This window comes from Acinetobacter sp. Root1280 (assembly GCF_001425285.1).
GTDB lineage: Bacteria > Pseudomonadota > Gammaproteobacteria > Pseudomonadales > Moraxellaceae > Acinetobacter > Acinetobacter guillouiae.
On sequence record NZ_LMED01000002.1, the window covers coordinates 24,934 to 40,858 of the forward strand.

Annotated in this window: 12 protein-coding genes and 3 tRNA genes; 10 read left to right on the forward strand and 5 right to left on the reverse strand. The window is 38.5% G+C overall.

The window, feature by feature from the left end:
• The first annotated feature begins 63 nt into the window (after positions 1-63).
• The 4 genes from ASC84_RS03870 to ASC84_RS03885 all read left to right on the forward strand — a co-directional run bounded on the left by ASC84_RS03870 (position 64) and on the right by ASC84_RS03885 (position 2,908).
• The gene (locus ASC84_RS03870; RefSeq protein ID WP_056511965.1) at positions 64-681 is read left to right on the forward strand and encodes a hypothetical protein; all 618 of its coding nucleotides are present in this window, start codon (positions 64-66) and stop codon (positions 679-681) included.
• A 204-nt stretch (positions 682-885) separates the two neighbouring features.
• A complete protein-coding gene (gene gloB, locus ASC84_RS03875) occupies positions 886-1,617 on the forward strand; it encodes a hydroxyacylglutathione hydrolase (protein ID WP_004719298.1) in 732 nt (243 codons plus the stop codon).
• A 24-nt stretch (positions 1,618-1,641) separates the two neighbouring features.
• Positions 1,642-2,382, forward strand: coding sequence for a carboxylesterase (locus ASC84_RS03880; protein ID WP_056511968.1), 741 nt, complete (start codon positions 1,642-1,644; stop codon positions 2,380-2,382).
• A gap of 322 nt (positions 2,383-2,704) precedes the next feature.
• Positions 2,705-2,908, forward strand: a complete 204-nt coding sequence (locus ASC84_RS03885; protein WP_004719296.1) for a hypothetical protein — start codon at positions 2,705-2,707, stop codon at positions 2,906-2,908.
• A gap of 173 nt (positions 2,909-3,081) precedes the next feature.
• Here ASC84_RS03885 and ASC84_RS03890 read toward each other — a convergent pair.
• From ASC84_RS03890 to ASC84_RS03910, 5 genes are all read right to left on the reverse strand, one after another.
• Positions 3,082-3,166 (reverse strand) — tRNA-Leu (locus tag ASC84_RS03890).
• Between the two features lie 36 nt (positions 3,167-3,202).
• A tRNA-Trp gene (locus tag ASC84_RS03895) sits at positions 3,203-3,276 on the reverse strand.
• Positions 3,277-3,317: 41 nt separating this feature from the next.
• Positions 3,318-3,402 (reverse strand) — tRNA-Leu (locus ASC84_RS03900).
• A gap of 108 nt (positions 3,403-3,510) precedes the next feature.
• Positions 3,511-4,323, reverse strand: a complete 813-nt coding sequence (locus ASC84_RS03905) for a protein kinase (RefSeq protein WP_056511970.1) — start codon at positions 4,321-4,323, stop codon at positions 3,511-3,513.
• A complete protein-coding gene (locus tag ASC84_RS03910; protein ID WP_056511973.1) occupies positions 4,320-5,831 on the reverse strand; it encodes a DUF3336 domain-containing protein in 1,512 nt (503 codons plus the stop codon). Before ASC84_RS03910 ends, ASC84_RS03905 begins: the two co-directional genes overlap by 4 nt.
• A 201-nt stretch (positions 5,832-6,032) precedes the next feature.
• Between ASC84_RS03910 and ASC84_RS03915 the strand changes: the two genes are divergently transcribed.
• The 6 genes from ASC84_RS03915 to ASC84_RS03940 all read left to right on the forward strand — a co-directional run bounded on the left by ASC84_RS03915 (position 6,033) and on the right by ASC84_RS03940 (position 15,853).
• Positions 6,033-6,905: an ATP-binding protein gene (locus ASC84_RS03915; RefSeq protein ID WP_056511974.1), complete on the forward strand. Its 873-nt coding sequence runs from the start codon at positions 6,033-6,035 to the stop codon at positions 6,903-6,905.
• Positions 6,906-7,389: 484 nt separating this feature from the next.
• Positions 7,390-10,962, forward strand: coding sequence for a DNA polymerase III subunit alpha (gene dnaE, locus ASC84_RS03920; RefSeq protein ID WP_056511977.1), 3,573 nt, complete (start codon positions 7,390-7,392; stop codon positions 10,960-10,962).
• A gap of 41 nt (positions 10,963-11,003) precedes the next feature.
• The gene (locus tag ASC84_RS03925) at positions 11,004-11,837 is read left to right on the forward strand and encodes an RNA methyltransferase (RefSeq protein ID WP_004719290.1); all 834 of its coding nucleotides are present in this window, start codon (positions 11,004-11,006) and stop codon (positions 11,835-11,837) included.
• A complete protein-coding gene (gene cysE / locus ASC84_RS03930) occupies positions 11,837-12,661 on the forward strand; it encodes a serine O-acetyltransferase (protein WP_004719288.1) in 825 nt (274 codons plus the stop codon). Before ASC84_RS03925 ends, cysE begins: the two co-directional genes overlap by 1 nt.
• Before the next feature lie 149 nt (positions 12,662-12,810).
• Positions 12,811-13,737: an ABUW_2363 family tetratricopeptide repeat lipoprotein gene (locus ASC84_RS03935; protein ID WP_004719286.1), complete on the forward strand. Its 927-nt coding sequence runs from the start codon at positions 12,811-12,813 to the stop codon at positions 13,735-13,737.
• A 103-nt stretch (positions 13,738-13,840) separates the two neighbouring features.
• Positions 13,841-15,853, forward strand: coding sequence for an alpha/beta fold hydrolase (locus tag ASC84_RS03940; protein ID WP_056511981.1), 2,013 nt, complete (start codon positions 13,841-13,843; stop codon positions 15,851-15,853).
• The last annotated feature ends 72 nt before the right edge of the window (positions 15,854-15,925 follow it).

Genomic DNA, 15,925 nt, shown 5'->3' on the forward strand with positions numbered 1-15,925 from the left:
CATCTGCTCTTGATCAATCAGTCAGAACTAATTATGTTATAGAAAACTTAAGAAATATTTGAAATGAATAATTTTACACAAACAATCGCCTCACTACTCCTTATGCTACCTATTTGTAGTTTTGCGCAAGCTTCAGACGATTACACCACCACAGTAAAAGTCAATGGTGTAGAGCTCAACCAAGCGCTAAGTGCAACGCAAATTGAAAAGTTGCTCGGAAACACCTCTCAAAAAACTACAAAAGCATTTTCAGAATGTAGTGGTAACTATGAATACTCAAGCTCTACTGCATCAGGGAAAAAACTGATGTTTGAAATTTATAGTGAAGACAATCCACAGATTAAGTCTGAGACTTTCTATAAAGGCAAAAATAATTTTCAACAACTTGGCACAACCAAAGGACGAGTTTGGCTTTCTTGGTCAAATGCGCCAGCGATCACGGATACAATCCTGATTAACAATAAACCCATCACTAATCTGTATAGCATGAATCAATTTAAAAAAGACTTCCCAAACAGCGCCAAAACAGGCACCAGTGTTTTAATTTTAACGGCATCGGAAGCCAAAGAGTTTTTAAAAAATCCTGCTGAATTTGAAACAGGCTATCGCAGTTATGTCGATTTTAGTTTTAAAAATGGCAAACTGAGCAAATTAGAAATCAACCAAGGGATGGCCTGTTAAGTTTTATTGAGAATAGCATATTGATCTATATACTATTCTCTAAAAGAATAACCTACCATATGACTAGTTTGTTTAAGCAAACAGCATGCAGTACTGTCGAATTACATATGTTTTCACATAAAAAAGACTGTAATCAGTTTTCTAACTTGTCTATAGCCTGATTTTGCTATTAAATTTGTGTCAGCATATCCATGGAATTCAACGATGCAATTTAAAATTCACGTCATAGATGTAAAAAATCAATTACAAAACTATATTTGGCTGATCGAAGACAGTCAAAGCCATGATGTCGTTGCAATTGACCCCACTGAAGCATCACTCGTTGAAGATTATTGCCTTGAACATCAGCTGAATTTAAAACAAATTTGGCTCACACACTGGCATAAAGACCATATTGGTGGTGTTCCAGAATTAATCGCAGATCATAATATTCCTGTTTATGGGCCACGCGCTGAACTGAGTCACATTCCTTTTATTACCTACCCGCTGCAACACGATGATCAATTTGAATTTCATGGATTAAACATCGACATTATCGCTGTGCCAGGTCACACCCTAGGGCATGTCGTTTATTTTATTGATGCATTAGACAGTGTTTTCTGTGGTGATACCCTTTTTGCTATGGGGTGTGGACGTATGTTTGAAGGAACCGCAGAGCAGTTTTATCACTCTCTCAATCGTCTCGCTGCTTTACCACCAAGAACCAAAGTTTACTGCACCCATGAATATACGCTTTCTAATGCACAATTTGCTTTGCATATCGAGCCAGAGAACCGAGCAATACAACAACGTGCCGAAGAAATCAAACAGCTCCGTGAACATGGGAAAATCACCTTGCCCAGCACCATTGAACTTGAGCTTGAAACCAATCCTTTTTTACGTGTCGAAAGTGCTGAAGAATTTGCGCGTATTCGTGCATTGAAAGATCATTTTTAAGCAATCACGATTATTGTCCCCACAATGTTAAAACTGCGCCAGCCCAAGCCTCTGTTTTTAAAAGCCTCTCAGCGGGCGGTACTGTTATTACATGCCTATACCAGCACCGTTCAAGATATGAAGGCCTTAGCAAAATTTCTGCATAAACATGGCTACACTTGCTATGCACCTAGCTACGCCGGGCATGGTTTAACGATTGATGAGTTTCTCAATTACACTACAGATGATTGGTGGCAAGATGCATATAATGCTTATCAACTCTTAGAAAATCAGGGTTATAAGCATATTGCTGTCATTGGGGTTTCTTTAGGTGCAATTTTATCGTTAAAACTCACTGAGCACTTTCCAATTGATGCTTGTATTAGCATGTCTGCGCCACAGGATCGAAGTGTAAATGATCTTTTTAAGCGATTAGAACACTATGCCGAATATCTTCATCAATTTCAGAATAGCAATGTAGAGCTAGACTTAAAAAGCTTAGAAAATAAAGCAGCAATACAACTACAGGCATTTCATCAGTTTGTTGCCGCAACCATAAGCAATGCTTCTTTAATTCGTGCACCTATTTTTTTATTGTATGGCGAGTTAGATGATGCACATTATCAATCCAGTGCACAAACCATTTATAATCATGTGAATTCTACAAAAAAACAGATTAAAAGTTATCCCAATACAGGGCATCTCATGACTTTAGGCAAAGATCAGACACAACTGTTTGGCGATATTTTAGATTTCTTAGATCAACATCATCCCATACAGGCATAATAACCTATACTTCTGTTAAATTTACTTACATTTAGCCAAAGTAAAAATGAGAAAAATTCTGCTTTTTTAAAACGATATCTTTGCATCAAAATATTACAAGCACAGTTTTCATATTTAATTAATTGGTTGTTTTATTTCAAAATTTTTAAGTAAATTCACATTTCATCCATATTGATAGCAAAAAAATACGCATTGATACAAAAGCGTCATTTCTCAAATTGCTCAAATATTGATATAAAAAATAAGTTTCATCAAATTTCCCCTTTAAAAATTTAATGATCACCCCTATTAAATTTATAGGCAGGAATTAAGGAGATCTTCTGTGAAAAAGGTTGTAAAGGCAAAGAATTTAATCGCTTTTCGTATTTGGTTAGAAAAATTAGGCTATTCAGTAAAAAATTTAGCTGATGGAAAAGGATTTACTTTCAGCTTTAAAAAAGAATATGGTTTAGTCACTTGTGATTTATCTGGTAATAACTTAGCAATGCAGCTCGGTGAAGAGTTTGAGGATCACTTAAAGGCTTAGTAAGTGTCTAAATGAAGTTTCTCTTTGAAAAGACCTAAACGATTACGTTTAGGTCTTTTTATTGATCTGGATAAAATTTTAATTCCCAAAAACCTGTGATCAAAATATAGCATAGCCAGAATAAAAATTTAGGCATAAAAAAAAGCATGATTTTCATCATGCTTTTTTAAATTTGGTGGGGACGGAGAGACTCGAACTCTCACACCTTGCGGCGCTGGAACCTAAATCCAGTGCGTCTACCAATTTCGCCACGTCCCCGAATAAAAACTAACGCTGTAGTCATTTTAAATAACTTGGCAGAGGATCAAGGATTCGAACCTTGACGAACGGTTTTGGAGACCGTCATGCTACCATTACACCAATCCTCTATAACCCTTCATTTTGTTTTAGTACCACAAAATGAATTGCTTGGTGGGGACGGAGAGACTCGAACTCTCACACCTTGCGGCGCTGGAACCTAAATCCAGTGCGTCTACCAATTTCGCCACGTCCCCAATGGCTGTGTATATTATAGAGATCGTTTTATTATGACAAGCCCTTTTTTCGAAAAAGACACTCGTTTGTTTAAATAAAAAACAAATGTTGCAAATACTGCTTTTTGTTTAAACAATTTGGCTTAATACTTGTTTTATTTGATAAATATTTGAGCAACGTTGCCCTATTTTTTTCATTAACATCGCTGTTAAAACCATTTCAAAAATTTTAAATTGCTGTGGTAACACCACATTTAACTGCTGACAATGCAAAAATGCCCAATCTTGATAGCTTTTCGCCGATAAGCGCTGTTGTGTCAACCACTCCAACCAAACGATTCCCAACGCATAAATATCAGATTGAAATGATTTTGGTTGCGCATGAAACAATTCAGGCGCCATATATCTTGGTGTTGCTGTATGTGTTGTGATACTGGTTAAATTTGCGTCTTGTGCGATGTTTACAGCCTGTTCAAAGTCAATCAGATAACTTTTTTCATCCTTAACTCGAAAGTGCTCAACTTTGATATCGCCATGCAGATAACCATAGTCATGCAAATGTTCAAGCACATCTAAGCTGAGTACTAATCGCTTACCAATTTCAGCCAAACTAAGTCGATCAGGCAGATCCTGAAAAAGCTTTGGGGCATCTTCCACCCATAAAGCTTGATCAATGACCTCTTCTTCAATTTTAAATTGCTGAAATGGATCAAATATTGAGAAATTTAACAATACAGGTTGAGCTTCAGTCTCCAATGCATTCAACTCGCTATAACAGTTCAGTTCATTGAAAAAGTGCTGTTTATAATAGCGATTTGAATTTTTGAGCTGTAATTTCAACCAAAACCATTGCTGTCCCTGTTGAATTTGATAAACACGGCGACCAAATTTTTGACTTTGGATTGAATTATATGCAACTGGAAGAATTCTGCTTTGGCTCATACTTCGGTCAATTGTTCTGCGGGTATATCTTTCGTCATTGGATGATTCAAAACTTCTAGACAATGTTGGATTGTTTTACCAATACGCGCATGTGTTTCTATGCTTGAAATTTTTGGCCAAGTTGCACGCTCACCTTCTCGTTGCAACAGCTTGAATAGATATGGGCGTGGGTTCTGTAACATATAGCTATAATGGCGCAGACTATACTCCCCAATAATATTGACATCACCATAGTAGCGCTGGTCAATAATACCGTAACCGTGATCGAGTAAACGACGCATAGAAGGAACTCGTCCCATACGGCCTCTGGCAAAGTCCATGATCCCCATTGCAGCCATGCGTCCTTGACTACGCACAATACGTTCAGGCCAACTCAGTAAATCTCTACGGTAACGTTCTTCATCATTCTGCATAAACGGTACAATATGTGGATTAACCTGACTGGCAATGGTGTAATTCAAATTATAAAGACGTGACATGCGCTCTTGAGGGAAATCATTACGGACACTGCCATCCACCCAACGCGTATTTGCCAAATAAGGGGTATGTACACCATCGTAACGTTTACTGATCAAACGCACAGGTGGAAATAAAACCGGTACAGCACATGATGCCAATACTGCACTCCAGACCAATAAATCTGGTGAGGTATATTTATTCATGATTCGTACATCTTCTTGGGAAACATCATAAGGCGCGACGGTGACATTGATATCCAAGCCTGATTTTTCAAACGCCTCCTGAAAGGTTACATCACCTAAATTTTCGACCAAGAACTTTTTAAGATATCGGACATCTGCAAAACCACCATTGCCTTTGATTAATTCTTTTAAGCTACGGAAGTGAAAGGCTTCACTATAAAACTGGTCACCACTGAGCAGATTTGGAATTTCACCCGGTTCATTTACCCCCAGCATCGCCGTCATGATTGCCCCAGCACTTGAACCAGAAAGTACTTTTGGCATTAAGTCTTGTTCCATTAATGCCTTACAAACACCGCTATGGAATAAACCTAAGGTTGCCCCACCTGAAAACATCAGTGCGGGCTGACCATAGGCCTTTTCACAGTTTTCGAAAAACTTCCTTTTACTTTCATGACACAAAGCTTGGCAACTTTCTGAAGCGATGAATGCCAAACTATTACTGACTTCATCGATATAATCTTCAATTATTTTTTTAGTTCCAACATAGGTATGTGCAAATAGCATCGGATGCCCGATATTGGCAACATCGTGACTAAATCCTTCTCGTAAGATATACATCAAATCTTGGGTGCGATTTTGCAGACGGTAACGGCGTAATAAATTTAACCGATGGGAAATAATTTCAGCATCAAAATATGGAGAGGTATTATCCAGCTTCCACTCCTGTGCCCCCGTTTCTTCATCCAGTTTTAACGCTATAGATTTCCACTCTTCATAGTTTTCCGCATGTTTCAGTTTTCTTTTTAGTTTTTTAATACGATAAGCCTGATGCGGATTTAAATCTTGAGTAAGTTCTAATAACATTTCTAATATTCCTTTGATTTTTAATCCGACACTTTTAGATACCTGTCGATAAACTATGCTGAAAAATAACCAGATAATCAATTACCATAAGTCATTTAATTCTTGCTTTAGATTCCAATTATCGCCTATTGAGATTAGCTCAATAAAATTACTGTGCTAATATCAACCACACATTGTAATTTCTGAAAATAGCGAACGGATATGGCAACTTTCGACTTACCTGACAATATCATCCAAAAATTATCCACTGTTCTTGATCAGTTACATCAAGTCCTTCCTGAAACAAAAAAGGATACTGACTTTGAAGCAGTGGCTTTTAGATGGCACGATAAACAACTCAAAGCGATTTATAACCCGAAAGCAATGCATTTGGATGATCTTAAAGGGATTGAACGTCAGAAAGCTAAAATTTTACAAAATACTGAACAATTTCTACACGGCTTACCGGCCAACGATATTTTACTGACTGGCTCACGCGGTACAGGAAAATCATCCATTGTCCGTTCTTTACTTACCCAGTATGCAGAACAAGGCTTACGTTTAATTGAAATTGAACGAGATGATTTGTCTGACTTGCCAGAAATTCAAAAAATTATTAAAGATCGTCCAGAAAAGTTCATCGTTTATTGTGATGACTTAGCATTTAATGCTGAAGATGAAAATTACCGTAGTTTAAAAAGTGTCTTAGATGGCTCGCTACAATCTGGCTCAAGTAATTTTGTGATTTATGCGACCAGTAACCGTCGTCATTTATTACCTGAATTTATGCATGAAAACACGCCTGTAACCAAAGTCGATGTGCCGCAATATAAAGAGTTGCACCCACAAGAAGCCATCGAAGAAAAGATTTCTTTATCAGATCGTTTCGGTATGTGGTTGTCGTTTTATCCGATGGATCAAAATCTTTATTTAGAAATTGTGGAACATTATTTAGCAAAAGCAGACATGCCCTTTGCTGATGATGTACGTGCTGAAGCATTAAGATGGTGTCAAGCTCGTGGTCAACGCTCAGGGCGTGCAGCATATCAATTCTCTAAACATTGGATTGGTTCAGAACGTTTAAAGGCTTTATAAGTCTGATTTTTTAGATATACACAGCCCTAACTGAATAATAGTCAGGGCTTTTATTATTTATCAGTTAGATCATGTGCGATAAGAATAAGTAAGCTAAGCGAATAGCGATATCAAAACGTCCAATAAAAGATCATATTTTTATAAGCTCATTCATGCTAAACCCATTTATCACCCGATAAAATCTCACTACTTCTTTGTCTCATTTGATAACAATAGCTTGAATGGATTGCCCTGTTTCATTCAATCCCTATCATTCAAATAAAGCTTAAATTATTCGTTTCTATGTAAAAAAAACCATCAACACACAACTCAAGCTGACTGCTGGTTAATCATGCAACTAAAAGCCAAAATTAAAAAATTCAGTATATTTAAATATATTTCAAATACTTAAACACAAAGCAATAATTCATCCAGAACATTTTATTTCAGCACATCACAGTTTAAGCGTGATAAAATAGCCGACAGTTTCATATAGGATAGGTCTATGCAGTTTGTTCATCTTGGTATTCATACCGAATTCTCGATTACAGAATCGATCGTACGTATACCTGATCTGATTAAAGCTGCCGCATCTGATGAAATGCCTGCTTTAGCCATTACAGACCTATCCAACCTGCATGCAGCTGTTAAGTTTTATAACAAATCGCTGGGGAAAGGGATTAAACCTATTTTCGGCAGTGTAATTCGATTAAACGATGCAAACCATAAAGCAACCTTACTGGCAATGACCAATAAAGGCTGGCGTGGTCTGACTGAAATTGTCTCTCGCGGCTTTATTGAAGGGCAACAACTGTCGATTCCATGTGTACAAAAAGAATGGGTGCTTGAACAGTCTCAAGACCTTATTGTACTTTTGGGTCTACATAGTGATGTCGGAGAAATGCTCTGTGCAGCTTATCCTGAAAAAGCCGAACCACTGTTAGAACAATGGATCGAAAAATTTGGCAATCGTGTTTATTTAGCGCTGACGCGTACAGGTCGCCCATTAGAAGAAAGCTTCAATGAGGAAGCGGTTAAACTCGCTGCAAAATATAATATTGGTGTTGTGGCACATAATGATGTGCATTTTGTTAGACCAGAAGATTATGAAGCACATGAAGCACGCGTTTGTATCGCAGATGGTTATGTTCTAGGCGATAGTAAACGTCCTAAGCATTACAGCCCTGAGCAATATTTTAAAACCTCTGCTGAAATGATTAAGCTGTTTGCAGATATTCCAAGTGCGATAGAAAATACCTTACAAATTGCAAAGCGTTGTACAGTTTCACTCCGTTTAGGATTCCATGACCTACCAGACTATCCAATTCCGGAAGGTCATACCATCCATTCTTACTTTGAGCATCTCTCTGAAATTGGTTTAGAAGAACGCTTAGACTTCCTTTACCCTGTTGAAACACGTGATGAAGATTGGGCTGAAATTCGTAAGCCTTATGATGAACGTCTGGCCTATGAGCTTGGCATTATCAATAAAATGGATTTCCCTGGTTACTTCCTCATCGTCATGGACTTTATTCAATGGTCTAAAAACAATGGGGTTCCTGTAGGTCCCGGTCGTGGTTCAGGTGCAGGCTCACTCGTCGCTTATAGTTTAAAAATTACTGACTTAGACCCGTTGCGTTATGACCTACTCTTCGAACGTTTCTTAAACCCAGAACGTGTATCCATGCCCGACTTTGATATCGATTTCTGTATCGCTGGGCGTGATAAGGTCATCGATTATGTGGCACGCCATTATGGTCGTGATGCGGTTTCTCAGATTGCAACCTTCGGTACCATGGCTGCTAAAGGTGCGATTCGAGATGTAGCACGGGTTTTAGGTAAATCTTACGGTTTGGCAGATCGTATTTCTAAAATGATTCCGACTAAACCTTTAGGTCTCACCTTAGAAGAATCTATTGAGGCTGAACCACAACTTAAAGATATTGTGACCAATCCATCCAACCCAGATTATGATGATGCTGCTGAAATCTGGGAAATGGCGCTCAAGCTTGAAGGCATTACCCGTAATACAGGTAAACACGCAGGTGGTGTGGTCATCGCACCAACCAAAATCACCGATTATTCGGCAATTTTGTGTGAAGCTGATGGCACAGGACGGGTTGCCCAATTCGATAAAGATGATGTTGAAGCTGCGGGCTTAGTAAAATTCGACTTCTTGGGCTTACGTAACCTTACTGTAATTGAAGATGCGATTCAAAATATTAATAAGCGTATTCAATCTGATAAGCCGTTAAATATTTCAAACATTCCTTTGGACGATCCTAAATCCTATGCAGTATTTGCTGACGCAAATACCACCGCGGTATTCCAGTTTGAATCCGTGGGCATGAAAAAAATGCTTAAAGAAGCACGCCCAAGTAAATTTGAAGAAATTATTGCCTTCGTATCCTTATATCGACCGGGTCCAATGGACCTTATCCCCGACTTTATCCATCGTATGCATGGTGGTGAATTTGAATACTTACATCCGCTGTTAGAAAGTGTACTCGAACCCACTTATGGGATCATGGTATATCAGGAACAGGTGATGCAAGCCGCACAATTCTGTGCAGGCTATACACTGGGTGGTGCAGATTTACTTCGTCGTGCGATGGGTAAAAAGAAAGTCGAGGAAATGGTCAAGCAACGTGCCACCTTTATTGAAGGTGCTGCGAAAAAAGATATTGATGAAGGTACAGCCAACCATATCTTTGACTATATGGAAAAATTCGCAGGTTATGGTTTTAACAAATCACATGCCGCTGCGTATGCTTTAGTTGCCTATCAAACGGCTTGGTTAAAAGCACATTACCCTTCGGAATTTATGGCTGCGGTCATGTCTTCGGAAATGCAAAATACAGATAACATTGTATTTTTAATTGATGACTGCCGAATCAACAACTTAGTGGTATTGCCGCCATCGGTAAATATGTCGTTCTACCAATTCTATGCCAGTGATGTAAACACCATTATTTATGGTTTAGGTGCAATTAAAGGTGTCGGCGAACAGGCCATGCAATCCGTGATTGATTCACGTGAGCAAGATGGTCCTTTTAAAGATTTATTTGATTTCTGCCACCGTGTAGATTTGAAAAAAATCAATAAAAGAACATTGGAAGCATTGATTCGCGCTGGTGCACTGGACTGCTTGGGAATTGAACGCTCAAGTTTAATGGCACAACTTCCAGAAGCTGTCCAAGCCGCTGAACAGGCACGTTCAAATCGTGAAACGGGTATTATGGACTTATTTGGTGAAGTTGAAGAGGTTCAACGTAAGCCAGCTAAACCTGTAAAACCGTGGTCTGATGAAGTGCGTCTAAAAGGTGAAAAAGATACATTGGGTTTATATCTGACAGGTCATCCAATTGATGTCTATCGTGCAGAATTAAAATCCTTTATTCCAAATAAAATTAATGAATTAACCCCTACTCGCCGTGGTGTAACCACTGTTTTCGCAGGTTTAGTGGTCGATATTGCCAATTTCCCGAATCGGATGATGATTACCCTTGATGACGGCACAGCACGTATCGAAGTCTCTGCGAATCATGAACGCTTCCAACGCTTTAAAGACATCATTCAAAATGAAAAAGTGGTGGTGATTGAAGGTGAAATTTATGAACGTGAAGGTTTTGACCGTCCTATGGGGCGTTTGACCAAAGCATTCACCCTCAATGAAATTCGACAAAAGCGTGCCAATAGCATTGCCATAACACTGAATACAGAAGTGATGACGAAAACTTTAGCCTCGGATATTCAAAAGATCTTACTGCCTTTCTGTAATGTCGATATGTGTCAACACATTCCAATGCAGATTCAGTTAGATTACGACTATGCCACGGCTGAGTTACATTTAGGGCAACAATGGAAAGTTGCCCCATTGGATGAGTTACTTTCTAAATTACGTGATTACTTTGGTAAAGAATCTATTCATATTGAATACCAAGTCAAATCTAAAGCGGCAAAAGCCGTGGATCATCGTGGACTTGCCCAACCGACTCAAGTTGCACCACCGCCAGAAAATATGAGTATGGATGATGCAATGGATGACTATATGGCAGATGCAGGCCAATTCTCCTAACCTCCTTATTTGAATTTAAAGCTTAATATTTTGGAATATTCATGGATATTTTCGACAATGCTGTGATTTCACAGCATTTAAGTCATGTACGTATTGTCATGGTCAATACGACGCTTCCTGCCAATATCGGAAGTGCTCTACGTGCTATGAAAACAATGGGCTTAACCAAACTTGTGCTCGTTGCGCCTAAAACCTACCCTCACCCTGATATAGATGCGTTAGCGGCTGGCGCAGCAGATCTGATCGAGCAAATTGAAATTGTCGACAGCTTAGAAAATGCCATTAAAGATTGTCATATCGTATTTGGAACCAGTGCACGTAGTCGCACCATTCCGTGGCCTTTGCTTGATGCACGCCCTGCGGCGCAAAAATCAATGCAGGCTGTTATCCAACACCAACAAGAAATCGCTATTGTCTTCGGTCGTGAAGATCGTGGTTTAACCAATGAAGAACTTGCGCTGGCAAACTTTCATGTCACAGTCCCAGTAAATAGTGATTATGGTGTGTTAAATGTTGCTCAAGCAATTCAGGTACTGTGCTATGAAATGCGTATGGCAACATTGGAATTAGCTGACAAGAAACTGGATACTGAAGCGGTGATGCGGGTAACAGATTCAGAAGATATGCATTGGGATGAACCTTTGGTCACACATGAGCAAATGGAACAATTTTATCCGCATATTGAAAAAATGTTGGCTGATATCGAATTTTTAGACCCTAAAAACCCGCGTTTACTGCCTTTACGCTTGCGTCGATTATTTGGGCGTATACAATTAGATAAGATGGAATATCATTTATTAAGAGGCATTTTTAGCCGAGTTCAAGCCTTGAATAATGGTACATGGAAAAAGTCAAAAGATGAGGATCAAAACTAATGCTAAAACAGCTTAAAGAAGATATCCAAGCTGTATTTGCGCGAGATCCTGCTGCGCGTAATACATTTGAAGTTTTAACCACATATCCTGGGATACATGCATTAATGATGCATCGTGTTGCCCATGAATTATGGGAAAAAGATTGTAAAACTTCAGCGCGCATTTTGTCTTCTTTTAGTCGTTTTGCAACAGGTATTGAGATTCACCCTGGCGCTAAAATAGGTAAACGCTTTTTTATCGATCATGGCATGGGTGTGGTGATTGGTGAGACAGCAGAAATTGGTGATGATGTCACCTTGTATCATGGGGTGACTTTAGGCGGCACGACATGGAATAAAGGTAAACGTCATCCGACTTTAGCAGATGGTGTTGTAGTAGGTGCTGGTGCAAAAATCCTAGGTCCTTTTGTGGTCGGTAAAAATGCCAAAGTAGGCTCAAATGCTGTTGTAACTAAAGCTGTACCTGATGGCGTCACTGCGGTAGGCAACCCTGCTCGCTTTATTAGCAAAGATAAAGAAATCGTCACTACACCAGAACCAAGTTGTCCAGAAGAAATGAGCAGTGGCATTGAAAACACAGAATTTCAAGCCTATGCAGCCGTACCAGAACAATCCGACCCTATGCTGGACGGCATGCGTGTTCTGTTAGATCGTTTGGAACAAAATGAAAAACGCATCAATAGTTTGTGCCAGCGTTTATCACTTTTAGACCCAACGTTCAATTTACAGCACAATATTGAACAGCCTTTGAGTGATGATGAAATCAAAATTATAGAAGAAGTTAGACGTGAATGTGCAGCACAAAACCACTCATCGAAAGCATAAGGTTGCTTAATACTTCACAAAATGAAGTGTCAATAGACTGTAATGTATAATTTTTAATAATACGAACCAAATCAAGTTGCATGTTCAGACGTCTTTTCATAGACTGATGCGCATGCACGTTTTTTAATATAAATTAATGGAAGAAACACATGACGATTAAGCCTTTGGCATATGCATTGCTCGCAACATCATTACTTACTGCGTGTTCAACAACACCCACCAAGCAACAAAATAAAATAGATGCAAACGAGCCGTTTATTTACACTGAGCCTGAATTGTCTCCTCCGTTCTATGCATTAAACCCTTTCGATTACTCGCAACCGCCTGTTTTTGAATTAGAGTTAAAAAAAGCATCGGCTCAACCTGTAAACAAACTCGAAGTTACTGATCCCGCAAATCCAAGCCAAAAAATCATTTTAGATACCAATAAATTGATTGTACCTACAGTAAATAGCTCACAACGTGCTATGAAATATGCAGTACTTGCTGGAAACAATGAAATTGACATCACTGCAATTGATGATTTCTTACAAATGGTTGAAGGCAAAGCACGTCATTACCCACCACAATTTAGTGATCGTAAAGAACGTAAAGGCTTTGAAGCTAAGTTGAAAGAAGTCTCTACTCAGCTTGACCAATTAGCTGCAGCACCAAATGCTTCTTTTGATATTTTGATTCGTGCATTTAAAGCCAGTGTTTTGGGACGTAACCTTGACCTAGGTTCTTCTTATACCACCAAGTCATTAGAGTATGCTCAACGTATTCTTAAAATCAACAAAGATGATGCTGAAGCAAACTTGTGGTTTGGTTTCTCTTTATCTGAAGGTGGCGGTCAAAAAGAAGCGATTCCATATTTAGATAAAGCCATCAAACAAGGTGTTCAAGAAGCCTATTTATCTTCTGCAAACAACTTTATTGGTATGGAGCAAAAGAAAAATGCGATCCAAACCTTGAAAAACTATAAAGTGAAATACCCAGAAGAAGCTGAAGTTGCAGATCGCTTAATTCAAGAAATTGAAAAGCAAGGTCGTTACAACGTTTGGCAGGTTTTGAAAAACCCAGCTCTAGCAAAATAAATTTATAAATTTTTGAAAAAAATAGGCTGAACATTCAGTCTATTTTTTTGTTTATAAATTGAATAAAACTAACGTATGATTCAGACAAAGATTGATCTAGTTAATGATTATGCAATACTCAAAAAACAATATTTTGCTTTGTGCTTTAGCAATGAGCCCATTGATTTTATCTGGATGCCAAGTTGTCAGTGTAAAAAATCAAAAGGTGAACGTAACCATTGCCAATGAACGTGACAGCATTTTGACACGTTCAAAAATGAGTGAAGCCAGCTTAAATGTCTTGTCGATGACTGGACGAGAAGCCAAATCTTGTACAGATGAACCCGAAAAATGTGTGGCAGATTTAGCTGAAATCCCACAGATTCAAGATGAACAACTGCTTTCGACCGCAAGTGAAATTTACTTAACCAAAGCAATCAATCTTGGCGACTCATCAGATTGTAAAGTCAGTCTTTTTTCTAAGCATCAATCCACTGACAAACAACAAGCCTCGCAGAAAAACTATGAGCAATGTTTAGATCAGCAAATGGTGATGTTAGATAACAGCATCCGCTATAGTTATGCCTATTTATTTAAAACTGAACGCCAACCTCAAGACCGTATTTTTAATAACCGACAAGTTCAGATACGTGACTTTTATAATCAAGCCTTAGCTAAACTGATTTCGACATATGCCGTAAGAAATAAAAACCAAAAAGTAGCAAAACAAATTAAAGTTGGCAAAAGCACTTATCGCATTAACTTTAATGGTTACCCTGCACTGGCTCAGATTGAACTTGAGGATCTTGTTTCAAGCTATAATTTAAACTTTTCAGGTTTACGTTCGATCAACCGTAGAGACGGTTTCGGTGCAGAATTTGTCGCAATTTTACCCAACACGACAGCACCTGAAGAAAACAAATATATTGTGAATCCATTTGATTATAAATACAAAAATGGCATGAATCCCAATATTCATCAACCCCGTTATTTATCGGTTAGTATTGCAGCACAACCTGAAAATGCAAATGAATCACTACAAAACATCTTACACAACCCAAACTTTCAACTGAATGTTTATGATCCTTATAGCATTGAAAATTTAAAAATTGGTGGCAAACAATACCCGCTTGCTGCAAACTTTTCAGCTCCCTATGGTCTATGGCTGGCTCAAAATAACTTAGGTATTGCGGCTTATCTTAGCTTAATCGATCGTGATCAAAGCCTGACCATGCCTCATTTATATATGCTTGAACCGTACAACCCGAATAAAAAAGTGATTGTTTTGGTACACGGTTTAGCCAGTAGCCCTGAAGCTTGGATTCGTTTAACCAATGATATTATGGGCGACAATGTATTGCGTGAGCACTATCAAGTTTGGCAGGTTTTTTATTCAACCAATATGCCAATATTAGAAAGCCGTTTTCAGATCAATGCTATCATTAATCAAGGTTTCGCTTCAATTAATCAAAATTCTGCTTCTGCTAAAGATGCCGTTTTGATTGGGCATAGTATGGGCGGGATTATTGCGCGCTTATTAGTCAGTGACGCCAATCTGACACAACCCGCCTTAAAGATGTTGAACAATCGTAAATTTGATAAATTTAAAGATGATCCAATGTTCAAATCTCGTTTGACTATTCAATCTGTGCCTAATTTTGATCGTGCTATTTTTATTTCAGCACCACATCGTGGTACTGCATTTGCTGATCGCTGGTTCACTTTGGCTGCCCGTCGGATTATTAAGCTGCCAGGTGCATTCTTAGGGGCCTTAGCTGACTCTATTGATGACCGTGATTTAAATGCAAAAAACTTTTTAAAAGATGTTGGGCATGGACTGATTCAAAATGGTCCAAGTGACTTAAGCCATAGCTCAAACTTCACCAAATTGACTGAAAACGTTATGCCTAAGAAAGACATGATCTATCATTCAATTATGGGGAATATTACCAATAGCACAGATCCTAACGTGATGACGGATGGAATCGTTCCATATACCAGCTCACATTTGGATGGCGCAGTATCTGAGAAAATTATCAAAGGTGGTCATTCGATCCAAGAGACACCTGAAGCCGTATTGGAACTTAGACGGATTTTAAGATTACATTTGACGGAACTTGGGCTTTATAAACCTTAAACTCAGCATCCAAGCACATAAAAATGCCAGTCAATTTTAAATTGGCTGGCATGGAATTATTGGTTTTATAAA

Bases quoted from the DNA above. Each gene is read 5' to 3' on its own strand.
- ASC84_RS03870 (WP_056511965.1), top strand. From the start codon at position 64: ATGAATAATTTTACACAAACAATCGCCTCACTACTCCTTATGCTACCT.
- gloB (WP_004719298.1), top strand. From the start codon at position 886: ATGCAATTTAAAATTCACGTCATAGATGTAAAAAATCAATTACAAAAC.
- ASC84_RS03880 (WP_056511968.1), top strand. From the start codon at position 1,642: ATGTTAAAACTGCGCCAGCCCAAGCCTCTGTTTTTAAAAGCCTCTCAG.
- ASC84_RS03905 (WP_056511970.1), bottom strand. From the start codon at position 4,323: ATGAGCCAAAGCAGAATTCTTCCAGTTGCATATAATTCAATCCAAAGT.
- ASC84_RS03910 (WP_056511973.1), bottom strand. From the start codon at position 5,831: ATGTTATTAGAACTTACTCAAGATTTAAATCCGCATCAGGCTTATCGT.
- ASC84_RS03915 (WP_056511974.1), top strand. From the start codon at position 6,033: ATGGCAACTTTCGACTTACCTGACAATATCATCCAAAAATTATCCACT.
- dnaE (WP_056511977.1), top strand. From the start codon at position 7,390: ATGCAGTTTGTTCATCTTGGTATTCATACCGAATTCTCGATTACAGAA.
- ASC84_RS03925 (WP_004719290.1), top strand. From the start codon at position 11,004: ATGGATATTTTCGACAATGCTGTGATTTCACAGCATTTAAGTCATGTA.
- cysE (WP_004719288.1), top strand. From the start codon at position 11,837: ATGCTAAAACAGCTTAAAGAAGATATCCAAGCTGTATTTGCGCGAGAT.
- ASC84_RS03935 (WP_004719286.1), top strand. From the start codon at position 12,811: ATGACGATTAAGCCTTTGGCATATGCATTGCTCGCAACATCATTACTT.
- ASC84_RS03940 (WP_056511981.1), top strand. From the start codon at position 13,841: ATGATTATGCAATACTCAAAAAACAATATTTTGCTTTGTGCTTTAGCA.